A 22,940-nucleotide genomic window follows, 5' to 3' on the forward strand; every position below is an offset into this window, starting at 1 on the left:
AGGCGTTTTTTTTCAGCGGCTAACCGATCATTCGGCCAGCTTGAAGGTGATGAAGCTCGCACGCCCCTGACGCAGGACGCGCATCGACACCGAACGATTCTTCGGCAACGCCTTGGCGATGTCGGTGAACTCCTTGGCGGAACCGATGGCCTGGTTGTTCAGGTGGGTGATGATGTCGCCCGGCTGAAGGCCGATCAGCGCGGCAGGCCCCTCCTGTACCTCCTTGATCACCACGCCGCCCTGAAGCTCCAGGGTGCGCTTCTGCTCTTCGGTCAGCTCGGCCACCGCCACGCCCAGACGGTTGCTGCTGCGCTCGACGCCAGACTTGGGCAGCGAATCCAGCTCCTTGCCTTCTTCAGGAATGGCGCCGACGGTCAATTCGACGTTCTTGCGCTTGCCTTCGCGAATCACTTCCAGATTGGCCTTGGCGCCAGCCTTGAGGGCACCCACCAAGTGTGGCAAGTCGGCGGACATGACGATCGGCTGACCGTTCATGCTCAGGATCACGTCACCCACTTGCAGGCCGCCCTTAGCAGCCGGGCCACCGTCCTGGATTTGCGCCACCAACGCACCGGCGGGTTTATCCAGCCCGAACGACTCGGCCAGGTCCTTGTTCACTTCCTGAATGACCACGCCCAACCAGCCACGGCTGACCTTGCCTTCGCTTTTCAGTTGGTTGGACACGTCCATGGCAACGTCGATCGGAATCGCGAAGGACACGCCCATGAAGCCGCCCGAACGGGTATAGATCTGGGAGTTGATGCCGACGACTTCACCCGCGAGGTTGAACAGCGGGCCTCCGGAGTTACCCGGGTTGATCGGCACGTCGGTCTGGATGAACGGCACGTAGTTTTCGTTCGGCAGGCTGCGACCGATGGCGCTCACAATACCCTGGGTCACGGTGTGGTCGAAGCCGAACGGCGAACCGATGGCCACGACCCATTGGCCGGCTTTCAGGTCCTGGGATTTGCCCAGCTTGAGCACGGGCAGGTCCTTGCCTTCGATTTTCAACAGCGCCACGTCGGAACGTGGATCGGTTCCGACCAGCTTGGCCTTGAGCTCGCTGCGATCGGCCAGGCGCACCAGGATTTCGTCGGCATCGGCGATTACATGGTTGTTGGTCAGGATGTAGCCGTCAGGCGAAATGATGAAGCCCGAGCCCAGGGATTGCGCTTCGCGCTGGCGACCGCCGCCAGGGGACCGTGGTTGTTGCGGCATGCCGCGCTCGAAGAACTCCCGCAGCATCGGCGGCAGACCTTCCAGGTCTGGCATCTGCTGGTCCGATACACGGCGGTCCGGCAGTTTCTGGGTGGTGCTGATGTTCACCACGGCGGGCGAAGCCTGCTCGACCAGTTGCGTGAAATCAGGCAATTCGACCGCCACGGCAGGAACGGCCTGGCCGAGCACAAGCACGGTGGCAAAGATGGAGAGATAGGTTTTCAAGCGTGGTATCGACATACGGCTCCCGTTACGACGAGCATGGTTAAGCGATATGGAGCAAGGAATACCAGGGAAAGATACGCCGGTATTTTTGTTCCGGGAACAGACAAGGCCAGGGCCGTGCGGCTCTGACCTATAGAAAAAAAGCTGGGTTTTTGCAAATGAAAATGCTGACAGGAAGTTTCGGCACTTCGATCAAGCCCTGGCGTCATCAGCCTCTCGCACAATCGAACCACCCATGCAGTCAGCAGGCTATTGAGTCGCCGTGACGTCGGAGCGCATGGAAAGCGCAATCCGTTCCGCCGTACCAATAGGAATCTCACCGACCACCGTGACCATCATTTCGCCCTGGGGCGTCGTGAGCCTGCGCGAGACGGCAGCCGTCGGGCCGAGCTGAGTACGAGTATCGGTGGCGTTGGCACCGTTCAACGGCTCCAGGAACACCGAAAAGCGCGCCAGGCCATCGTCGTACATCAAGCTGTTGACCTGGACCTGGGTGTCCGGGTCCTTGCGTGCAGCGCTGCTGGTCAGCTCGAAACCCGGTGGAAGCCAATCCGAGTGCCAGGCGGTTTTCGCCGCGACGGCCTTGCCAGGATCCTGGGCGACAGCCTTGCATTCGGCGCTGGCTTGCAGCTCACCATCGGTCGGCGCGGCGACGTTCAAGCGAGTGAACTGGAAACGCTCGAGTAGCTGGCCCTTGTCATTGAGCAGCAGGGACTTGAGCGGCAGGCCGGTCTCTTTGTCCAGGTGCAGCTCGAAGCCATAGCGATGCTGGTCCTTGGGCGTCAACGCAACAATGACCGCTTGACGCCCGGCCACGCGCGACTTGCCAATGACGGCCAGGTCATACCAATTCTTGAGTTTTTGCGGATCGAGTGCACGTGAGGTGCCGTCAGGTGTATTGCCCAGCCCCGCGATCAAGGAGCCACTGACGCATTGAGTATGCCCATCAATGCGCAGGACTTCCTGTGCCGAGCCGTCGAGCTGGAGTAACCGCTCGCGGACTTTGCCATCCTGGACGCGATGCCAGATGTTATGGGTAGAAAAACTACCGTTGCGCTCGTAAACGAAAGTGCCCTGGAAGCTCTGCTGTTGCTCGGCTTGACTCAGGCGGTTCAGCCAGTCCTGAGCCTCATCGGCATGGGCTGGAATCGCACACCAGCCACCAAGCAGAAGCGTGAATAGAGGTATGGCGCGCAATGGCTTTCCTTATTAACGGTTTTCCAGGCTGGCTGCACGGGCGTAAGGCAGCGCGCTTTCAGTACCTTTCAGGGCTGCTTGTTGAGCATGCTGACGCAGGTAGTTGGGCAGACGCTGATCATGCCAGCCAGGTTGGCCTTGCAGAACACCGTTGACCATCGGGCCTGCGGTTTCCGAGCCTTCGCTGTAACCGGCCAGTACCGCTGGGCCCTTGACCTGTGGAGCGGCCAGGCCAGGCTGGTTGGACTGCTGCGCCATCTGCACGCCGGCAATCTCATCCTGGTTGTACAGGCGCACACCGGCCAGTACGGCCACGGTGACCGAAGCGGCTACTGCCAGGCGACCCAAGCTGCGCCATGGTCCGCGAGAAGCTTTTGCCGGTACGGCTTCGTCAGCCAAGGCAGCAGAAACGGCCGCAGCGATGTCCAGGCGTGGAAGCAACAAGTCCTTGTGCATCACAGCCCGGGCGATCTGGTAACGAGCCCAGGTCTCACGGGTTTCAACATCGTCGAAGGCATTCAATACCCGACGCAATTCCAGTTCGTCCGCTTCGTTGTCCATAACTGCGGACAGCGATTCCTGCAGGGCTTCACGACTCATGGCGTTCCTCTCTTGGCTGTCGCCGCTGTCTCTAGTTTTCCTGCAACAAAGGTTGCAGGGCTTTATCAATGGCCTCCCGGGCGCGGAAGATCCGGGAGCGCACGGTGCCTACAGGACATTGCATGACGCTCGCAATGTCTTCGTAACTCAGACCGTCGAACTCACGTAAAGTTAAAGCCGTACGCAAATCTTCGGGCAGTTGCTGGATGGTTCGATGGACAGTGCCTTCAATCTCATCCCGCAGCAACGCACGTTCCGGTGATTCGAGATCCTTGAGGCCATGATCGCCATCATAGAACTCGGCATCTTCAGAACTTACATCGCTATCCGGCGGCCGACGGCCGCGTGAAACCAGATAGTTTTTCGCCGTGTTGATGGCGATGCGGTAAAGCCACGTATAAAACGCACTATCCCCGCGAAAATTACCAAGTGCGCGGTAGGCCTTGATGAAGGCTTCCTGAGCGACATCCTGCGCTTCATGGGTGTCGTGCACGAAACGCACGATCAACCCGAGAATTTTGTGCTGGTATTTCAGCACTAGCAGATCGAAAGCTCGCTTGTCGCCGCGTTGGACGCGCTCGACCAGCTGCTGATCCTCTTCCTGGGTTAGCATGAACACTCCTCGATAAGCTCGAAGGAGGCTTGCATTACTAACTGACCGGGCTTGCAAACATAGACTCGGGCTTTTCGCAAAAGTTCTCCCCCTTTCAAGCAAGTTTCCGGCGCGCTCTGATCTCGGCACGCACGAAAAACGCAGCAGGAGATTCCCCGGCTGCGCGAATAATCTGTCACCGGGCCCGTTGGCAGCGATTCCAATCGAAATCCTGCACCAACCCGATGCTGCTCCCTTTTGCAGACAACCGTCTATTGAACGTAGGCGCTTGGCAAAAGTTCCCTCTATTTATAGTGCTATGCACTGAATATCAGGCAACCGTGACGAGATAAACTGCGTTCTGTCCTCGAAACGGTAGCCTTGTCGACCTTGAACCAAAACCAGCGATCCGACGAAGCGTGTCGCTTTTCTGTCACGCTGGTTTCACATTGCCATGAATGCCCGGCTATTGTGCCGATCCCCCCCTCTATATACTAGTGGGCTGCGTGGCTGCCTGACCCGTTGAAGCGGTGTCTTGCGCCAACCCCGACCCGGGTCGCCTTGAGCGGAAACCATTCGAATGAGCCAACAGTTTCAACACGATGTTCTGGTAATCGGCAGCGGAGCCGCCGGATTGAGCCTTGCACTGACCTTGCCTGAGCATTTGCGCATTGCAGTCCTGAGCAAGGGCGACCTGGCCAACGGTTCGACCTTCTGGGCCCAGGGCGGCGTCGCAGCCGTGCTGGACGATACCGACACTATTGAATCCCATGTCGACGACACCCTTAATGCCGGCGGTGGCCTTTGCAATCCGCAAGCGGTGCGTTTCACCGTGGAACACAGCAGGGAAGCCATCCAGTGGCTGATCGACCAGGGTGTGCCGTTTACCCGTGACGAACAATCGGGCACCGAAGACGGCGGTTTCGAGTTCCACCTGACCCGCGAAGGCGGTCACAGCCATCGGCGCATCATCCACGCGGCCGACGCCACCGGTGCGGCGATCTTCAAGACCCTGCTCGCCCAAGCGCGACAGCGGCCGAACATCGAATTGCTGGAGCAGCGCGTCGCGGTCGACCTGATCACCGAAAAACGCCTGGGCCTGGACGGCGATCGCTGCCTCGGCGCCTACGTGCTCAATCGCGGCACCGGCGAAGTCGACACCTACGGCGCGCGCTTCGTCATCCTGGCGTCCGGCGGCGCAGCGAAAGTCTACCTTTATACCAGCAACCCCGACGGCGCCTGCGGCGATGGTATCGCCATGGCCTGGCGTTCGGGTTGCCGGGTGGCGAACCTGGAGTTCAACCAGTTCCACCCCACCTGCCTCTATCACCCGCTGGCCAAGAGCTTCCTGATCACCGAAGCCCTGCGTGGCGAAGGTGCACACTTGAAGCTGCCCAACGGCGAGCGCTTCATGCAGCGCTTCGATCCGCGCGCCGAACTGGCACCGCGCGACATCGTCGCCCGGGCCATCGACCATGAAATGAAGCGCCTGGGCATCGATTGCGTTTACCTGGACATCAGCCACAAGCCCGAAGCGTTCATCAAGAGCCACTTCCCGACGGTGTACGAGCGCTGCCTGGAGTTTTCCATCGACATCACCAAGCAGCCGATCCCGGTGGTGCCGGCCGCGCATTACACCTGCGGTGGTGTGATGGTCGACCAACAAGGCCGCACCGACGTGCCTGGGTTGTATGCCATCGGCGAAACCAGCTTCACCGGCCTGCACGGCGCCAACCGCATGGCCAGCAACTCGCTGCTGGAATGTTTCGTCTACGCCCGCTCTGCGGCGGCAGACATCCTGGCGCAATTGCCGCAGATCGCCATTCCAGCCGCCCTGCCCTCATGGGACGCCAGCCAGGTCACCGATTCGGATGAAGACGTAATCATCGCGCACAACTGGGACGAACTGCGGCGATTCATGTGGGACTACGTGGGCATCGTGCGCACCAACAAGCGCCTGCAACGGGCACAACATCGGGTGCGCTTGCTGCTGGATGAAATCGACGAGTTCTACAGCAACTATAAAGTCAGCCGCGACCTGATCGAGCTGCGCAACCTGGCCCAGGTGGCCGAACTGATGATTCGCTCGGCCATGGAACGCAAGGAAAGTCGGGGGCTGCATTACACGCTGGACTACCCGAACCTGCTGCCCGAGGCTCTGGACACTATCCTGGTGCCGCCCACCTACGCCGACTGAACCTGAGCCGCACCCGCAGGCGCCGATGGACATCCGGCGCCAGCGCATCGCGGGGCACGCACAGCGAGCGGACGCGCCGTTCACCCGACACGCGAAAACGCAGCACGATGATCATCGGCAGCGCCAGGCTATCGGGGCGCAGTTGCACAGCCCGCCAGCCATCGGCCCGGCTCCAGAGTTGCCAGCCAGCGGCATTACGCCGCAACCCGCAGAAGGCCCGGCGATGGGTCAGCAGTAAATGCCGGGGGATCACCCAAGCGCCATGGGCCAGGCACACTATGACGCCAAGCGCTGCGCACCAGGACGGCACGGACAACAGGAACAACGAACCCAGGGCAAACACCTGGGCCAGCAGATAGGCCGCCAGCAGTTGCCCGGAGGCCTGCCAGCGGCATTCGAAGCGATTACTTGGGTTGGACACGGTCCAGGATCATCCGGACCATGCGCTGCAACTCAGGGTCTTCGGATTCGCTGCGCTCCATGAACCAGCCGAACATGTCCTGATCCTCGCATTCGAGCAGGCGGACATAGCACGCACGGTCCACTTCATTGAGATGGGGATAAACCTCTTTGACGAATGGCACCAGCAACACGTCCAGCTCAAGCATGCCGCGGCGGCTGTGCCAGTAGAGGCGATTCAGTTCAACATCTTCGACCATGGAGCGCTCCTCAAATAGAGCGCAAGTATACAGGCCCCGCCGCAGTGGAACAGACAGCTTTGGTCGGCCACCACCGATCCTTTGTGAACTACCCATTTCAAGGGCGCCCCCTTATGATGTCTACCAGACTTTTTACCCTGCGATGACCCATGGCTGATTCCGCTTTTTTCTGCACCCTGTCCCACGAAGGCGTCCTCGCGGTCCGCGGCGTGGATGCCAGCAAATTCCTGCAAGGCCAATTGACCTGCAACCTCGACTACCTGAGCGACAGCCGGGCCAGCCTCGGCGCCCGCTGCACCCAGAAAGGCCGGATGCAATCGAGCTTTCGCATCCTGCTCGAAGGCGACGGCGTGTTGATGGCCATGGCCACCGAGTTGCTCGAACCGCAACTGGCCGACCTGAAAAAATACGCCGTGTTCTCCAAATCCAAGCTCACCGACGAAAGCGCGGCCTGGGTTCGCTTCGGCTTGGAAAACGCCGACAAGGCGCTGGCCGGCCTGGGCCTCGAACTGCCGAGCGACACCGACAGCGTGGCACGCCATGAAACCTTGATCGCCCTCCGCGTATCGCCCGGTCGCGCCGAATTGTGGGCACCCGCCGAACAGGCACAGACGCTGCGAACCCGCCTGGGCGCAGAATTGGCCGAGACAGACCTGAACCCCTGGCTGCTGGGCCAGATCCGCGCCGGGATCGGCCAGGTCATGCCGGCCACCCGCGAACTGTTCATCCCACAGATGCTCAACCTGCAAGCCGTCGGCGGCGTCAGTTTCAAGAAAGGCTGCTACACCGGCCAGGAAATCGTCGCCCGCATGCAATACCTGGGCAAGCTCAAGCGACGCCTGTACCGCTTGCAGCTGGACGCCAGCGAACTACCGGAACCCGGCACGGCGCTGTTCTCCCCCACGCATGGCAGTTCCATCGGCGAAGTGGTGATGGCTGCCCGCGGCGAAGGAAACATCGAACTGCTGGCGGTATTGCAGGCCGAAGCAGCAGAAGACGACAATTTGCACCTCGGCACCTTGGAAGGCCCACGTCTTCAACAGTTGGACCTGCCTTACGAACTGGATCGCGATCGAGAAATCCAGCGCTGATCGCAGCATTTGCCGCAATACCCTAGAGAACCGAAATGAGCGATTTGGCGGATAAGGTCCAACGGGATTTGGTACAGGCCATCGACAACGATGACTTGGTTCTGCCGACATTACCGGAAGTGGCCCTGCAGATTCGCCGGGCCGCCGAAGACCCGGAAATCAGCGTCAGCAACCTGAGCAAAGTGATCGGCCGCGACACGGCTCTCTCTGCACGCCTGATAAAAGTGGTCAACAGCCCGCTGCTGCGCGCCACCCAGGAAGTCACCGACCTGCACACGGCCATCACTCGATTGGGCGTCAACTACAGCAGCAACCTGGCCATCGGCCTGGTCATGGAACAGATTTTCCACGCCCGCTCCGAGGTGGTGGAACTGAAGATGCGCGAAGTCTGGCGCAAGAGCCTGGAGATCGCCGGCGTCAGCTATGCGCTGTGTCGCGGTTACACCCAACTCAAGCCCGACCAGGCCGCGCTGGGTGGGCTGGTGCACCAGATCGGCGTGCTGCCGATCCTGACGTATGCACAAGATAATAATGAATTGCTCTCGGACCCGGTCAGCCTGAACCACGTCATCGAAACGATTCACCCGGTGCTGGGGGACAAGCTACTCAGCGTCTGGGAGTTTCCGGAGCGGTTGGTGAAACTGCCGGGGTTGTATCTGGATTTCACCCGGGACTCCCAGCAAATCGATTATGTCGATCTGGTGCAGGTCGCTGCGCTGTATTGCTACAAGGACACCGAGCATCCCCTGAGCAAGATTGACGTGTTCGGCGTTCCAGCCTTCAAGAAACTGGGCATCGACCTGGAGAACCAGGCCCGCTGCGCGGATATCGAAGAAGCGCGGGCGATGTTCTATTAAACAGGTCGGACACCTATGAACTCGTAGTCAGGCCTGAATCTGTGACCTGTGGCAACAGGATTTGTGGGAGCAAAGCTTGCTCGCGAAACAGGCGCCTCGTATAAAGACCGTGTCGCCATCATCGCGGGCAAGCCTTGCTCCCACAGGATCAGTCTGCGCCTGGGATAAAACTCACCCGCACCTTCAACCCGCTCTCCTGCCCATCGTGCAAGGTGATCTGCGCCAGGTGGGCACGGCAGATTTCGCCGACGATCGCCAATCCCAGCCCCGAACCGGCCACTTGCTGGTTGCGTCGATAAAACCGCTCGAACACCCGATCCCGCTCGTGCAGCGGAATGCCAGGGCCATCGTCCTCGACCTCCAGCACGGCCGGCGCAGAAACCCGCAGGATCACATTGCCGCCCGATGGGGTATGGGCCAGGGCGTTGTCCACCAGATTGCTCAACAGCTCGTTCAACAAGGTTGGCTCACCTCGAAGCCACACCGGCTCGTCAGCTTCCAGGGCCAGCGCCACCCCTCGGGCATGAGCCAGCGGGGCCATGGCCATGCCCAATTCGCGGGCCAACTGGCTGAGATCAAGCAACTGCGCGCCGCCTTCGGCAATGGCCCGGGCGCCATTTTCCACACGCGCCAGGGACAGCAACTGATTGGCCAGGTGAGTCAATCGATCGGTCCCCTGGGCCGCGGTTTCCAGGGTTTCACGCCAGGTCGCCGGTTCGCTGGCGCGCAAGCCCAGTTCCAAGCGAGCCTTGAGCGCGGCCAAGGGCGTACGCAGCTCATGGGCGGCATCGGCGATGAACTGCGCCTGACGCTCGAATTGCCCGCGCAGGCGCTCGGTGAAATGATTGAGGGCCCGCACCAGCGGCCATAATTCGTGTTGCACTTCCACCAACGGCAACGGCCGCAGATCGTCCGGCTGACGCTCCTCCACCGCGGTGCGCAAGCGCTCCAGCGGGCGCAGCGCCGCGCTGACCGCAAACCACACCAACAGCAGCGCACCCACGGCCAGCATGCCCAGGCGCAACAGCGTGTCGGCCATCAGCCCGCGAGCCATGCTGACCCGCGCCTCTTCAGTCTCCGCCACGCGAATTTCCGCCATGCCGTTCATGTTCGGCTCGCTCACGGCCTTGAGCAGGCTCACCACCCGCACGTTCTGGCCCTGATAGCGAGCGTTGTAAAAGCGCGCCAGGGCGGGGTAATCGTCCGTGCGCGGCGTGCCGGGCGGCGGGCCAGGGAGGTTTTCGTAGCCGGAAATCAGCTTCTTGTCGATGTCATTGACCTGGTAATAAATGCGCCCGGCGCTGTCGTAGGCGAAGGTGTCCAGGGCCACGTAGGGCACATCTGCGCTGAGACTGCCGTCGCGCTGGGACAGGCCTGCGGCGATGGTCCGAGCCGAGGCCAGCAGGGTCCGATCATAGGCAGTGTCCGCCGCTTCGCGACCATTCCAATAGGCGCTCAAGCCGCTGGCGAGCATCAATACCACCAGCAGCAGTGCGAGGTTGCGAAGCAGCCGCCAGCGCAGGCTGTCGGGCTTATGCATTGCGGTTTTCCAGCAGGTAGCCCAAGCCGCGGAACGTCACGATCGCCACCGCATGGCCGTCGAGTTTCTTGCGCAGGCGATGGACGTAGATTTCGATGGCGTCGGGGCTGGCCTCTTCGTCCAGGCCGAACACCTGGGCCGCCAGTTGTTCCTTGCTCATCACCCGCCCTGGCCGGGCAATCAACGCCTCCAGCACGGCTTGCTCGCGGGATGTCAGGGTCAGCAGTTCGTCGTCGAGGGTAAAACGACGGGTGTCCAGGTCATAGACCAGCCCGCCACAACGTTGCTGGCGTTCGCCGCCCAGTACGCTGCGGCGCAACAGCGCCTTGACCCGGGCCTCCAGCTCAGTGAGTTCGAATGGCTTGGCCAGGTAATCGTCGGCACCGAGGTTCAGGCCATGGACGCGGTCCTTGACGTCGCTGCGCGCGGTCAGCATCAGTACCGGCAAGGTCTTGCCACGCGCCCGCAGGCGCGCCAGCACCTCGAAGCCGTCCATGCGCGGCAGCCCGACATCCAGGACCGCCACGGCGTACTCCTCGCTGCTCAAGGCCAGGTCGGCCGCGACGCCGTCGTGCAACACGTCCACGGTCAAACCGGTGCTCTTGAGCGCCTGGGCAACGCTTTCGGCGAGCTGAAGATGGTCTTCGACGAGCAGGACACGCATGGGTTAATCCTCGATTCAGGGATGGCCGACGCCATTCTTTGGCGCGGAGTTTACAGCCGCATCTGCCACTGTGAAGCCAAAAAACACGCTGAAAGCTTTTGAAAGGTTAGCGAAAGGTTGAGCCGTTAGAGTCCTCCCACGGACAGTTTCGACTGCCGTCGCGACGCACATCGCGAACGAAAAACGCCTCGAAGCGTTTTCGCCAAATAAGAACAATAAAGCGGAGTACCACCATGCTGTCCATGCAGCCCCAGGCCTTCACGCCCGCCCCTCTCTCCCGTCCCAACCAGACTACCCTTGTCTGTGCCGCCGCCTGGGCCGATTTGCATCGACGACAAGGTGCATGCGCGCAACGCGACCTGCCGCTTCTTTGAAAACGCTGCGCAGGTCCGCTACAGCTTCAAGCCTGTAATGTCCAATCTACAACACACAACAACAACTCCTGTGGAGACGATAATGAACCTATCACTGCGTAAAGTAGCCCTGGCCGCCGGATGCCTGATGTTCGCCGGGCAGTTGCTCGCCGAGCCCAAGCGCCCCGAATGCATCGCCCCGGCGTCCCCCGGCGGCGGTTTCGACCTGACGTGCAAGCTGGTACAAAGCGCGCTGGTCAACCAGAAGCTGCTGACCAAGCCGATGCGCGTCACCTACATGCCCGGCGGTGTCGGCGCGGTGGCCTACAACGCAGTGGTCGCCCAGCGCCCGGCCGACGCCGGCACGCTGGTGGCCTGGTCCAGCGGTTCGCTACTGAACCTGGCCCAGGGCAAGTTCGGTCGTTTCGATGAAAGCGCGGTGCGCTGGCTGGCGGCCGTCGGCACCAGCTATGGCGCCATCGCCGTGAAAAGCGACTCGCCCTACAAGAACCTCGACGACCTGGTCCAGGCCCTGAAGAAAGACCCGGGCTCGGTGGTGATCGGTTCCGGCGGCACCGTCGGTAGCCAGGACTGGATGCAGACCGCCCTCATCGCCAAGGCCGCCGGCATCAACCCTCGCGACCTGCGTTACGTAGCCCTCGAAGGCGGCGGCGAAATCGCCACCGCACTGCTCGGTGGACACATCCAGGTCGGCAGTACGGATATTTCCGACTCCATGCCGCACATCCAGAGCGGCGACATGCGCCTGCTCGCCGTGTTTGCCGAGAAGCGCATCGACGAGCCGGAAATGAAAGACATTCCGACCGCCAAGGAACAAGGCTACGACATCGTCTGGCCAGTGGTCCGCGGCTTCTACCTCGGGCCGAAGGTCAGCGACGAAGACTACGCCTGGTGGAAAGACGCTTTCGACAAACTGCTGGCTTCCGAAGAGTTCGCCAAGCTGCGCGACCAGCGCGAGCTGTTCCCGTTTGCCATGACCGGCCCGGAACTGGACACCTACGTGAAGAAGCAAGTGGCTGATTACAAGGTGCTGGCCAAAGAGTTCGGCCTGATCCAGTAACCGTCTCTGTTCTCGCGGCGGCGCTGGCACTGTCCGCGCCGCCCAGGAGTTAGTCATGCTCACCATCCAACGTATTTTTGCCGCGGTGCTGCTGCTGGTCTGTATCGGCCTGACGCTGATGGCTTGGCCCTATCAGGCCGCCTTTTCCTACGAACCGGTCGGTCCCCGCGCCTTTCCCTTGCTGATGCTCGGGCTGATGGGGCTGGCATTGCTGTACATGCTGTTTCGCCCTACGCCCATCGTGCACAGCGACGAAGACCCGCACCTGGACCGCGAAACCTTGCAGAAGATCGGCATCTGCGTGGCGCTGCTGCTGGTCTTCGCCGGGACCTTCGAACCCCTGGGCTTCATCGTCGCCAGCATCCTGATCGGCGTGCCGATGGCGCGCCTTTACGGCGGTCGCTGGGTGCCGAGCGTGGTGATCATCAGCCTGATGGCCATCGGTCTTTATCTGTTGTTCGACAAGCTGATGGACGTGCCGCTGCCCCTGGGCCTGCTCGACGTCCTGGAGAATTGATATGGATACCCTGAATTATCTCGGCCAGGGTTTTGGCGTTGCACTGACCCCCTACAACCTCGTCACAGCACTGACCGGCACCCTGATCGGCACCGTGGTCGGCCTGCTGCCGGGCCTGGGCCCGATCAACGGCGTGGCGCTGCTGATCCCGATTGCCTTTGCCCTGGGGCTGCCACCGGAATCGGCGCTGATCCTGTTGGCGGCGGTGTACCTGGGGTGCGAATACGGCGGACGCATCAGCTCGATCCTGCTCAACATCCCGGGTGAAGCCTCCACCGTGATGACCACCCTCGACGGCTACCCGATGGCCCGCCAAGGTCTGGCCGGTGTGGCGTTGTCGCTGTCGGCGTGGAGTTCGTTCATCGGCGCGTTCATCGCCACCTGCGGCATGGTGTTGTTTGCACCGTTGCTGGCCAAATGGGCGATTGCCTTCGGGCCGGCGGAGTATTTCGTCCTGATGGTGTTTGCCATTGTCTGCCTCGGCGGCATGGCCGGTGATCGACCGCTCAAGACATTCATTGCGGCGCTGATCGGCCTGTTTCTGTCCAGTGTCGGGATCGATGCCAACAGCGGCGTCTACCGTTTCACCGGTGACAACATCCACCTGACCGATGGCATTCAGTTTGTCGTGCTGGTGCTGGGCTTGTTCTCCATCAGTGAAATCCTGTTGCTGCTGGAGAAAACCCATCGCGGACAGGAAGCGGTGGAAGCCACCGGGCGGATGATGTTCAACGTCAAGGAAGCGGCCTCGGTGTTCTGGGTGAACATCCGCTGCGGTGTGCTGGGTTTCATCATGGGCGTATTGCCTGGCGCGGGCGCAACCCTGGCCAGTGCCGTGGCCTATATGACTGAAAAACGCATCGCCGGCACCAGTGGCACGTTCGGCCAAGGCGACAAGCGTGGCCTCGCGGCACCGGAAACCGCCATCGGCGGCGCAGCCTGCGGCGCACTCGTGCCGATGCTGACCCTCGGCGTTCCCGGCTCGGGTACCACGGCGGTGATGATCGGCGCGCTGTCGCTGTACAACATCACCCCGGGTCCATTGCTGTTCCAGCAGCAGCCAGACATCGTCTGGGGCCTGATCGCGTCGTTGTTCGTCGCCAACATCATGCTGGTGATCCTCAACATCCCGATGATCCGCGTCTTCACCCGGATCCTGGCCGTGCCGAACTGGGCGCTGGTGCCGGTCATCGCGATCATCACCGGGATCGGTGTCTATGCGGTGCATGCCACCACGTTCGACCTGTTCCTGATGATCGGTATCGGCATCTTCGGTTACATCCTGCGCAAGTTGGATTTCCCGTTGTCGCCGGTGCTGCTGGGCTTCATCCTCGGTGGCCTGATGGAGCAGAACCTGCGTCGTGCGCTGTCGATTTCCAACGGTGCACTGGAGATCCTCTGGTCGAGCCCGATCACCTTCGGCTGCTGGGTGCTGACGGCGATCATGCTGTTCATGCCATTGCTGCGGATCTGGCGTCGCCGCGCCGCACAACGTCGCGCCCTGGCCAATGTCTGAAGCGACCTTCAGACAATGGTGGGGAACACCGCTGGTCGGTCTGGCCGGCGGTTACCTGGCCAGCCTGATCGGCTGGCCCTTGCCCTGGATGGTCGGCTCGTTGCTGGCGATCATCCTGGTGCGCTGTCTCACGCCGTGGCAATTGATGGAAATCCCCGGCGGCCGTAAAGGCGGCCAATGGGTGGTGGGCATCGGCATCGGCCTGCACTTCACCCCGGTGGTGATAGAGCAGGTCCTGAGCCACTTCGGCCTGATCTTCTTCGGTGCGCTGATCACCAGCGTGTCCAGCGTAGTGAGTGTCTGGCTGATGCGGCGCACCGGCGAGGACCGCGCTACAGCTTTCTTCTCGAGCATGCCGGGCGGTTCCGGCGAAATGGTCAACCTCGGCGCCCGCAACGGCGCGGACCTCAGCCGTGTTGCGGCGGGCCAGAGCCTGCGGGTGCTGGTGGTGGTGCTGTGCGTGCCGGCGGCCTTCAAGTACCTGTTGGGCGAAGGCGCCCCGGTACAACACGCCACGACGGTGGACTGGCTGTGGCTGGCGATGCTGTTCCCGGCGGGCGCCCTGCTCGCCTGGGTCTGGGAGCGCTTGCGCCAACCCAATCCCTGGTTGTTCGGGCCATTGCTGGTCAGTGCGGCGGTGAGCGTCGGTTGGGACCTGCACATCGGCCTGCCCAATGGTGCCAGCCAGGTCGGCCAATGGTTGATCGGCAGCGGATTGGGTTGTCATTTCAACCGGCAGTTCTTTCGTCGGGCGCCGTCGTTCATGGGGCGCACCCTGGTCGGCACGGTGTTGACGATGCTGATCGCCACTCTCGCGGCGCTGGGCCTGAGCACCCTGACCCAGCTGGACCTGCGTTCACTGACCCTCGGCATGATGCCCGGCGGCATCGCGGAAATGAGCCTGACGGCCGAGACGTTGCAACTGTCGGTGCCATTGGTGACGGCGTTGCAGGTGATGCGATTGCTGTTTGTGCTGTTTCTGGCGGAGCCGTTATTCAGGTATTGGATGCGCAGGCCGGGTTCGGTCTGATGCCTTCATCGCGAGCAAGGAATTGCAGCTCACGCTGATCAATGTGGGAGCGGGCTTGCTCGCGAAGGTGCCGGCACATTCACCATTGATGCAAGCTGATCCGCCGCTTTCGCGAGCAAGCCCGCTCCCACAGGGGGTTGTGGCGAGCCCTATTTTTGTGCCCCCCCACAAACCCTATGTGGGAGCGAGCCTGCTCGCGAAGGGGCCGTCCGATTAGCGCATCAAACCGGCGGCAATCGCCAATCGATAGGCGCCTCGCCATGTTGCTCGAGGAATTTGTTGGTCCGGCCAAAATGCCCGCAGCCCAAGAAACCACGATAAGCCGACAACGGCGACGGGTGGACCGAGGTCAACACCAAATGCTTGGTGGCGTCGATCAGCTTCTGCTTGCCCTGGGCATGGGCGCCCCACAGCAGGAAGACCAGGTTCGGCTGGTGTTCGCTGACCACTTCGATGACCCGGTCGGTGAAATGCTGCCAGCCCTTGCCCGCATGAGCATTGGCGTTGGCGCGCTCCACGGTCATGGTGGTGTTGAGCAGCAACACGCCCTGGTCGGCCCAGCTTTGCAGGTAGCCGTGATTTGGAATGTCGATGTTCAAATCGCGCTTCAATTCCTTGAAGATGTTCACCAGCGAGGGGGGTGCCGGCACGCCCGGTTGTACCGAGAAGCACAAACCATGGGCCTGGCCAGGGCCGTGGTACGGGTCCTGGCCGAGGATCACCACCTTGACCTTATCCAGCGGCGTGGAATTGAGGGCGTTGAAAATCAGCGGAGCCGGTGGGTAAATCTCCTTGCCGGCGGCGTATTCACTGCGCAGGAATTCGCGCAACTCTGCCATGTAGGGCTGGTCGAACTCGGCACGCAGTGCCTGCTTCCAGCTCGGTTCGAGTTTGATACGGTCGTCGGCAGTCATGGTTGCATCCGGTAAAAACAATGGGCGCACCCTAGGAAAGCCTACATGGCTTGTCAATTGATCTGACGCAGAACCGGCACTTTCCTACGCAGCGGTCATACTGATCATTCCAATTTCTGATCGAGGTCACGATGAATCTGCACTTCGAAGAGCTCACCGGCATCGACGGGGCCCGTATTGGCATCGCCACCCTGGACGCCGAAAAATCCCTGAACGCCCTGTCCCTGCCGATGATCAACGCCTTGCGTGATCGTCTCGATGCCTGGGCCCGGGAGCCGCAAGTTGTTTGTGTGTTATTGCGCGGCAATGGCGCCAAGGCATTTTGCGCTGGCGGTGAAGTACGCAGCCTGGTGGAAGCCTGCCGTGCCCATCCCGGCGAAGTGCCGCCGCTGGCTGCACAATTCTTCGCGGCGGAATACCGCTTGGACTTCAACCTGCACACCTACCCCAAACCCCTGCTGTGTTGGGGCCATGGTTATGTACTGGGCGGCGGCATGGGGCTGCTGCAAGGCGCCAGTACCCGCATCGTCACACCAAGCAGTCGCCTGGCAATGCCGGAGATCAGCATCGGCCTGTACCCGGACGTCGGCGCCAGTTGGTTCTTGTCGCGCCTGCCCGGCAAGCTCGGGCTGTTTCTCGGCCTGACCGGCGCCCACATGAATGCCCGGGACGCCATCGACCTGGACCTGGCCGACCGCTTTTTGCTGGATGAACAACAGGACGACCTGATCGAGGGCCTGCTGCAACTCAATTGGCAGGAACAAACCGAGATGCAGCTCAACAGCCTGCTCAAGGCTTTGCAGCAGGAAGCGGTCGGCAAAATGCCCGAAGCCCAATGGCTGCCACGCCGGCAGAAAATCGATGAATGGCTGGATGTCAGCGACGTGCGTTGCGCCTGGAAAGCCCTCAGCCTGCTGGTGGACCACCCGGACACCCTGATCGCCCGCGCCGCCAAGACCATGACCGAAGGCTCGCCGTTGACCGCTTGTCTGGTCTGGGAGCAGATCACCCGGGCCCGGCATTTGTCCTTGGCCGGTGTGTTCCGGATGGAATACACCTTGAGCCTCAACTGCTGCCGCCATCCGGAATTCAGCGAAGGCGTACGCGCGCGCCTGATCGACAAGGACCACAAGCCCCGCTGGCACTGGCCGGACATCAACCATGTGCCCGAAGCGGCGGTCGAGGCGCACTTTCACAAAGCGTGGGAAGGTCGGCATCCGTTGGCGGACTTGTCCAACGAATAAAGAACCTGATTGACACCCTGTGGGAATGACATTCTGTGAGAGTGACATCTGTGAGAGTGACATCTGTGGGAGTGACATCTGTGGGAGTGACATCTGTGGGAGCAAAGCTTGCTCGCGATAGCGGTATGCCAGTCACCGGGCGGCTGACTGATCCCCTGTCATCGCGAGCAAGCTTTGCTCCCACAAGTGTTATCCCACAGGGTTTATTGCAGGCACAAAAAAAGCGGCGCTCAATGCGCCGCTTCTTGTTGCCCAAAGATCAGCGGTGGTTGCGTCGTCCATCGTGATCGCCGCGTCCACGATCATAATCACCGCGTCCCCGATGATCACGCCCGCCTCGATCCCGTCGGTCATCATTCCAGCCACCCCGGTTATGGCCGTCCCAGCCCCCACGGTGTGGATAAGGTCGGTACGCCGCTCGCGGCGGCGAGTAGTGGCGTGGGCCATGTTGGTAGTAACGCGGTGCCGAGTAGTAGCGCGGCGCCGGTTGGTAATACCGCGGGGCGTAATAGCCACGCGGTGCCGAATAATAACTCCCGCCACCGTAATAGACCGGCGCCGGTGAGGTGTAGACCTCGGAACGGTAGTAGCTCGAGTCTCCGTCGTAATAAGGCACGCAGGCCGAAAGAGTCAAACCGAGAAACGCAATGAGCAGCAGTCGTCGATACATGGCGGCCTCCTGGACCGCGGATGGGCCACATCAGCGACGCTGATGGGCGGCAGTCAACGTTGTGTGACTGACACCTACTCAGACAGCCAAATCGGAATCTGGTGCGCCCTGGCAACAACTCGAAACATGTCGCTCGTCGCCCTCTTCCAGTGCGCGACAGCACCACAAGCAAGCACAAATCCGCTTTTAATCCCCCCTCCCCAACACCTGCCCTCTCTGGCCCGGGCCTTTGCGCGAATTGGCACGGCTCTCGCTTTAACAAACTCCGTGCAGGAGTCATCACAGGTTCGCGGCACCACAATTTGCAATGGCTGACTAGGGTTCCGGCTCGCTTCTGGCGAGTGGCTGGTCCGAGAGTTGGCGACCTCCAGTTGAGGTTACACGGCGGGACAAAAGCCCGGGAGACAAGCCACCGTTCGCGGTGCCGCGTTGCTCCTGTCCGCCCTTGATCAACTGGAGAACCACCATGCTCAAGCTTCGTCTGTCCGCCCTGCTCCTCGCCGCCCTCTCGGCCCTCGCGAGCTTCTCATCCGCCGCCGCCCAAAAAGACCACTTCAGCGTCTGCTGGACCATTTACGCCGGTTGGATGCCCTGGGAATACGCCGGTAGCCAAGGCATCGTCGATAAATGGGCGAAAAAATACGGCATCCAGATCGATGTCGTGCAACTCAACGATTACGTCGAATCCATCAATCAGTACACCGCCGGTCAGTTCGACGGCTGCACCATGACCAACATGGACGCCCTGACCATTCCCGCCGCTGGTGGCGTGGACAGCACCGCACTGATCATCAGCGATTTCTCCAACGGCAACGACGGCATCGTCCTCAAGGGCGAGGGCAAGAAAGTCGCCGATCTCAAGGGCATGGACGTCAATCTGGTGGAACTGTCGGTGTCCCACTACCTGCTGGCCCGTGCCCTGGATTCGGTTGGTCTCGCCGAGAAAGACTTGAAAGTCGTCAACACCTCCGACGCTGATATCTCTGCCGCCTTCAACACCGACCAGGTCAAGGCCGTCACCACCTGGAACCCAATGCTCTCGGACATCAAGGCCCAGCCAGGTGTGAGCGAAGTGTTCAATTCCAGCCAGGTTCCCGGCGAAATCATGGACATGATGGTGGTCAACACCCAGACCCTCCAGGACAACCCCGCCCTGGGCAAAGCGTTGACCGGCGCCTGGTTCGAAGTGGTGGCGCTGATGAATGCGAAAAACGCCGCCAGCCAGACGGCGCTGGAACACATGGCCAAAGCGTCAGGCACCGACCTCAAAGGTTTCCAGGCGCAACTGGACACCACCAAGCTGTTCGCCACACCCAAGGAAGCCCTGAGTTTCGCCACCAGCGAACAACTGCCCGCCACCATGGGCAAGGTAGCCGAGTTCTCGTTCCAGCACGGCTTGTTGGGCGAAGGCGCCAAGAGCACCGACGCGGTCGGCATGGCGTTCGCCAATGGCGTGACCCGCGGCGACAAGGCCAACCTCAAGCTGCGCTTTGACCCGACCTACGTACAGCTGGCCGCCGACGCCAAGCTGTAAACCGGAGGACCTGGCATGCGCCTGATCAACCGCTACCCGGATCGTCCCAGCCGCTTGTTGCTGGTGATCCTGCCATTCGCGCTGGTGTTGTTCGCCTACTTCATGGGCTCGGCCGAACGGTTGACGGACAACCCCAACGACAAGCTCCTGCCCAGCGCCGTGCAAATGGTCGATGCGGTGAAACGCCTGGCCTTCACAGCCGATGCCCGCAGCGGCGACTACCTGCTCTGGCAAGACACCGCGTCGAGCTTGCGTCGGTTGGCCATCGGCCTGGGCATCAGCGCCCTGGCCGGGCTGTGCCTGGGCATTGCCGCCGGTACGTTGCCACTGTTTGGCGCACCGCTGTCACCGTTGCTCACCGTGGTGTCGATGGTGCCGCCACTGGCCATCCTGCCGATCCTGTTCATCGTCTTCGGCCTGGGCGAACTGTCGAAAGTGATGCTGATCGTGATTGGCATCTCACCGTGCCTGGCGCGCGACCTGGAACAGCGCGCCCGGGAAATTCCGCCCGAGCTGCTGATCAAGGCCCAGACCCTCGGTGCGTCGACCTGGACCCTGATGCTGCGGGTGGTGCTGCCGCAACTGCTGCCGCGCCTGTTGATTTCCCTGCGGCTGATGCTCGGTTCGGCCTGGCTGTTCCTGATCGCCGCTGAAGCCATCGCTTCCACCGATGGGCTGGGTTATCGGATTTTCCTGGTGCGACGTTACCTGGCGATGGACGTGATCTTGCCGTATGTGGTGTGGATCACCCTGCTCGCCTGGCTGATGGACTGGGGCCTCAAGCAGCTGACTCGCCGAGCGTTCCCTTGGTACGAGGGGGCGAAGGCATGAGCTTCATTACGGTGAACAACGTCTGGCAACAGTATGCCGATCAGGTGGTACTGGAGCGTTTGAACCTGAGCGTCTCTGAGGGTGAGTTCTGCACCCTGGTGGGCGCATCGGGTTGCGGCAAGTCGACCTTCCTGCGCTTGCTGCTGGGCCAGGAACGCGCCAGCCGCGGACAGATTCTCCTGGACGGCGAACCCTTGGCCGGCGAGCCGGATGCCAGCCGGGGCGTGGTGTTCCAGCGTTATTCGGTGTTCCCGCACCTGAGCGTGCTGGACAACGTGGCTCTGGGCCTGGAGCTGCCGCGCTCGCCGCTGCTGGGCCGCCTGTTCGGCAGCGCCAAGCGCCAGGCCCGCGAAGACGCCGCACAACTGCTGGACAAGGTCGGCCTGGGCCATGCGCTGGATAAGTACCCGGCGCAACTGTCCGGAGGCATGCAACAGCGGCTGGCGATCGCCCAGGCACTGATCATGAAGCCGCGTGTCCTGCTGCTGGACGAGCCCTTCGGCGCCCTCGACCCGGGCATTCGCAAAGACATGCACGCCCTGTTGCTGGAGCTGTGGCGCGAAACCCGGCTGACGGTGTTCATGGTCACCCACGACCTGTCCGAAGGTTTCAGCCTCGGCACACGCCTGCTGGTGTTCGACAAGGTCCGCACCGACCCGCACGCCCCCGGCGCCTATGGCGCACGCATTACCTACGACATTCCATTGAACAGCGACCGCCGCACCGCCCGTGCCGCCGTCGACGCCCTGCCCGCCGAACTGGCCGGCACGTTGCGTATCGCTTGAAAGGAGTTTTTACCATGACCGACTCGACCCAATTGTTTACACCCTTCGCCGAAGAACTGCTGCCCGGCGGCGGCCACCGTTCCTTCGTGCTCAAGCGCGGCCAACTGCTGCGCCTGACCGACCTGCGCGGCGCGGCCAACGTGAGCCTGACGCTGCTCAATGCCAACGAAAAAACCGAACGCCTGAACCTGCCCGACAGCCTCAAATGCCAACACACCGCCAAGCTCACCACCGGCCATTGCCTCTACTCCGACATGGGCCGGGTGCTGGCGGCCATCACCGCCGACACCTGCGGCTGGAGCGATAGCCTCGGCGGTGTGCTTTGCGCCGAGGAAGTCGCTGAAAAATACGGTCAGGGCCGCTACCAAGAACTGCGCAACGGCTTCTTTCGCAACGGCACCGACAACCTGCTGGTGGAGCTGGGCAAATGGGGGCTGGGCCTGTCCGACCTGCTGATGACCCTCAACCTGTTCAGCCGGGTCGATGTCGATGAGGCCGGCGGCTTTCACTTCGTTGAAGGCAACTCCCAGGCCGGCGACTACATCGAGCTGTACGCGCCGATGGACACCCTGGTGGTGCTGACCGCGCTGCAGCACCCGATGGACCCGAATCCGCAATACGCCCCACAACCGCTCAAGCTCAGTTGGATGAACGCTGACGCCAGCGTCGCCGAGCACTGTCGCCATTCGCGCCCGGAAAACCAGCGCGGCTTCATCAACACCGACCGCCTGTTCGCCTGAGGATCGCTGCCATGTCACTTGCCATCGCTACCGCACACAAGCAACCCGATACTGCCGTCTACCGCGCCACGATTCCCGCCGGAGAACCCTGGCTGATGGAGGTCAAGGCCGGCCAGACCCTGCGCATCCTCGACCTGGAAGGCAACCAGGCGGTCGATACGCTGTTCTACAGCCTGGCCAACCCCAAGGAGCGCTACGACGTGCAGCGCACCCTGCGCCGGCAGAACAGCGTTTACCTGAGCACCGGCAGCGTGCTGTATTCCAACCTCGGCCACCCGATGCTGACCATCGTCGAAGACACTTGCGGACGCCACGACACCCTCGGCGGCGCCTGCGCCCAGGAAAGCAACACCGTGCGCTACGCCCTGGAAAAACGCTACATGCACAGCTGCCGCGACAACTACCTGCGGGCCTGCGCCCACGACGGTCGGCTGGGCAAGGGCGACATCGGGCCGAACATCAACTTCTTCATGAACGTGCCCGTCACCGCCGATGGCGGCCTGACCTTCGAAGACGGGATCTCGGCACCAGGGAAATACGTCGACCTGCGGGCCGAGATGGACGTGATCGTCCTGATCTCCAACTGCCCGCAACTGAACAACCCATGCAACGCCTACAACCCCACGCCTGCGGAGCTCTTGATATGGAACTGAAACTCACCCGCCTGCGCCGCTGGTTGTTTGTGTTGTGCCAGAGCCGGTCGGGGCAGTGCATCAAATAAACACAGATTTTATGAACACCACCCATCCCCTGTGGGAGCGAGCCTGCTCGCGATAGCGGTCTGTCAGTCACATTGATGCTGGATGTACCACCGCTATCGCGAGCAGGCTCGCTCCAACAAGGGGGGCAGTGGTGTTTGGAGGTTTGTCGCCAGGGACGACCCCG

Annotated in this window: 23 protein-coding genes and 1 riboswitch; of the genes, 13 read left to right on the top strand and 10 right to left on the bottom strand. The window is 61.7% G+C overall.

What is annotated here, in order from left to right:
* Positions 1–27: 27 nt before the first annotated feature.
* The 4 genes from CFII68_RS14220 to rpoE all read right to left on the bottom strand — a co-directional run bounded on the left by CFII68_RS14220 (position 28) and on the right by rpoE (position 3,853).
* Positions 28–1,458, bottom strand: coding sequence for a DegQ family serine endoprotease (locus tag CFII68_RS14220; RefSeq protein WP_018606856.1), 1,431 nt, complete (start codon positions 1,456–1,458; stop codon positions 28–30).
* A 234-nt stretch (positions 1,459–1,692) separates the two neighbouring features.
* Entirely contained in the window at positions 1,693–2,640 is a 948-nt protein-coding gene (locus CFII68_RS14215; RefSeq protein WP_018606859.1) for a MucB/RseB C-terminal domain-containing protein, read from the bottom strand.
* A gap of 12 nt (positions 2,641–2,652) precedes the next feature.
* The gene (locus CFII68_RS14210; RefSeq protein ID WP_014337028.1) at positions 2,653–3,240 is read right to left on the bottom strand and encodes a sigma-E factor negative regulatory protein; all 588 of its coding nucleotides are present in this window, start codon (positions 3,238–3,240) and stop codon (positions 2,653–2,655) included.
* A gap of 31 nt (positions 3,241–3,271) precedes the next feature.
* Entirely contained in the window at positions 3,272–3,853 is a 582-nt protein-coding gene (gene rpoE / locus CFII68_RS14205) for an RNA polymerase sigma factor RpoE (RefSeq protein WP_003172477.1), read from the bottom strand.
* 559 nt (positions 3,854–4,412) lie between these two features.
* On the opposite strand from rpoE, the gene nadB reads away from it, so the two are divergent.
* Positions 4,413–6,029 carry an L-aspartate oxidase gene (gene nadB / locus CFII68_RS14200; RefSeq protein ID WP_018606914.1) on the top strand — a complete coding sequence of 539 codons (1,617 nt, stop codon included), beginning with the start codon at positions 4,413–4,415 and terminating at the stop codon, positions 6,027–6,029.
* On the opposite strand, the gene CFII68_RS14195 is transcribed toward nadB, so the two are convergent.
* A complete protein-coding gene (locus CFII68_RS14195; protein ID WP_018606915.1) occupies positions 5,998–6,450 on the bottom strand; it encodes a protein YgfX in 453 nt (150 codons plus the stop codon). The two genes, nadB and CFII68_RS14195, sit on opposite strands and share 32 nt — an antisense overlap.
* Positions 6,434–6,688, bottom strand: a complete 255-nt coding sequence (locus tag CFII68_RS14190) for a succinate dehydrogenase assembly factor 2 (protein WP_003184348.1) — start codon at positions 6,686–6,688, stop codon at positions 6,434–6,436. Before CFII68_RS14190 ends, CFII68_RS14195 begins: the two co-directional genes overlap by 17 nt.
* Positions 6,689–6,837: 149 nt before the next feature.
* Here CFII68_RS14190 and CFII68_RS14185 point away from each other — a divergent pair, with 149 nt between their 5' ends.
* Together CFII68_RS14185 and CFII68_RS14180 are read left to right on the top strand one after the other, a co-directional pair.
* On the top strand, positions 6,838–7,779 hold the full coding sequence (locus CFII68_RS14185; RefSeq protein WP_018606919.1) for a folate-binding protein YgfZ: 942 nt from the start codon (positions 6,838–6,840) through the stop codon (positions 7,777–7,779).
* A gap of 35 nt (positions 7,780–7,814) precedes the next feature.
* Positions 7,815–8,636 carry an HDOD domain-containing protein gene (locus CFII68_RS14180; RefSeq protein ID WP_018606921.1) on the top strand — a complete coding sequence of 274 codons (822 nt, stop codon included), beginning with the start codon at positions 7,815–7,817 and terminating at the stop codon, positions 8,634–8,636.
* Positions 8,637–8,784: 148 nt separating this feature from the next.
* On the opposite strand, the gene CFII68_RS14175 is transcribed toward CFII68_RS14180, so the two are convergent.
* Together CFII68_RS14175 and CFII68_RS14170 are read right to left on the bottom strand one after the other, a co-directional pair.
* Positions 8,785–10,176: a sensor histidine kinase gene (locus CFII68_RS14175; protein ID WP_018606923.1), complete on the bottom strand. Its 1,392-nt coding sequence runs from the start codon at positions 10,174–10,176 to the stop codon at positions 8,785–8,787.
* On the bottom strand, positions 10,169–10,840 hold the full coding sequence (locus CFII68_RS14170) for a response regulator (protein ID WP_003198779.1): 672 nt from the start codon (positions 10,838–10,840) through the stop codon (positions 10,169–10,171). Before CFII68_RS14170 ends, CFII68_RS14175 begins: the two co-directional genes overlap by 8 nt.
* A gap of 456 nt (positions 10,841–11,296) precedes the next feature.
* Between CFII68_RS14170 and CFII68_RS14165 the strand changes: the two genes are divergently transcribed.
* From CFII68_RS14165 to CFII68_RS14150, 4 genes are read left to right on the top strand one after another with little or no spacing between them, the layout of a single operon-like run.
* Positions 11,297–12,274, top strand: coding sequence for a tripartite tricarboxylate transporter substrate binding protein (locus CFII68_RS14165; RefSeq protein WP_018606926.1), 978 nt, complete (start codon positions 11,297–11,299; stop codon positions 12,272–12,274).
* Between the two features lie 55 nt (positions 12,275–12,329).
* Positions 12,330–12,791, top strand: a complete 462-nt coding sequence (locus tag CFII68_RS14160) for a tripartite tricarboxylate transporter TctB family protein (protein WP_018606928.1) — start codon at positions 12,330–12,332, stop codon at positions 12,789–12,791.
* Position 12,792: 1 nt separating this feature from the next.
* Entirely contained in the window at positions 12,793–14,307 is a 1,515-nt protein-coding gene (locus CFII68_RS14155) for a tripartite tricarboxylate transporter permease (protein ID WP_018606929.1), read from the top strand.
* Positions 14,300–15,337 (top strand): AbrB family transcriptional regulator, encoded by a 1,038-nt coding sequence (locus tag CFII68_RS14150; RefSeq protein WP_018606931.1) that lies wholly within the window; start codon positions 14,300–14,302, stop codon positions 15,335–15,337. Before CFII68_RS14155 ends, CFII68_RS14150 begins: the two co-directional genes overlap by 8 nt.
* A gap of 221 nt (positions 15,338–15,558) precedes the next feature.
* On the opposite strand, the gene ung is transcribed toward CFII68_RS14150, so the two are convergent.
* A complete protein-coding gene (gene ung, locus CFII68_RS14145) occupies positions 15,559–16,251 on the bottom strand; it encodes a uracil-DNA glycosylase (protein ID WP_018606932.1) in 693 nt (230 codons plus the stop codon).
* 131 nt (positions 16,252–16,382) lie between these two features.
* Here ung and CFII68_RS14140 point away from each other — a divergent pair, with 131 nt between their 5' ends.
* The gene (locus CFII68_RS14140) at positions 16,383–17,495 is read left to right on the top strand and encodes an enoyl-CoA hydratase/isomerase family protein (protein WP_018606934.1); all 1,113 of its coding nucleotides are present in this window, start codon (positions 16,383–16,385) and stop codon (positions 17,493–17,495) included.
* 259 nt (positions 17,496–17,754) lie between these two features.
* On the opposite strand, the gene CFII68_RS26765 is transcribed toward CFII68_RS14140, so the two are convergent.
* Positions 17,755–18,165: a hypothetical protein gene (locus tag CFII68_RS26765; RefSeq protein ID WP_024616103.1), complete on the bottom strand. Its 411-nt coding sequence runs from the start codon at positions 18,163–18,165 to the stop codon at positions 17,755–17,757.
* Positions 18,166–18,469: 304 nt separating this feature from the next.
* A riboswitch (guanidine-I (ykkC/yxkD leader) is annotated at positions 18,470–18,571 on the top strand.
* 60 nt (positions 18,572–18,631) lie between these two features.
* Here CFII68_RS26765 and CFII68_RS14135 point away from each other — a divergent pair.
* The 5 genes from CFII68_RS14135 to CFII68_RS14115 are packed head-to-tail and all read left to right on the top strand — an operon-like array spanning position 18,632 to position 22,708.
* Positions 18,632–19,699, top strand: a complete 1,068-nt coding sequence (locus tag CFII68_RS14135; RefSeq protein ID WP_018606937.1) for a putative urea ABC transporter substrate-binding protein — start codon at positions 18,632–18,634, stop codon at positions 19,697–19,699.
* Positions 19,700–19,714: 15 nt separating this feature from the next.
* Complete coding sequence (locus tag CFII68_RS14130) at positions 19,715–20,530, top strand: ABC transporter permease (RefSeq protein ID WP_018606939.1); 816 nt, start codon at positions 19,715–19,717, stop codon at positions 20,528–20,530.
* On the top strand, positions 20,527–21,315 hold the full coding sequence (locus CFII68_RS14125) for an ABC transporter ATP-binding protein (protein ID WP_018606940.1): 789 nt from the start codon (positions 20,527–20,529) through the stop codon (positions 21,313–21,315). The genes CFII68_RS14130 and CFII68_RS14125 overlap by 4 nt, the downstream gene beginning before the upstream one ends.
* 14 nt (positions 21,316–21,329) lie before the next feature.
* The gene (locus tag CFII68_RS14120) at positions 21,330–22,055 is read left to right on the top strand and encodes an urea amidolyase associated protein UAAP1 (RefSeq protein WP_018606942.1); all 726 of its coding nucleotides are present in this window, start codon (positions 21,330–21,332) and stop codon (positions 22,053–22,055) included.
* Between the two features lie 11 nt (positions 22,056–22,066).
* Positions 22,067–22,708, top strand: coding sequence for an urea amidolyase associated protein UAAP2 (locus CFII68_RS14115; protein ID WP_018606945.1), 642 nt, complete (start codon positions 22,067–22,069; stop codon positions 22,706–22,708).
* The last annotated feature ends 232 nt before the right edge of the window (positions 22,709–22,940 follow it).

Source organism: Pseudomonas sp. CFII68 (assembly GCF_000416195.1).
GTDB lineage: Bacteria > Pseudomonadota > Gammaproteobacteria > Pseudomonadales > Pseudomonadaceae > Aquipseudomonas > Aquipseudomonas kilonensis.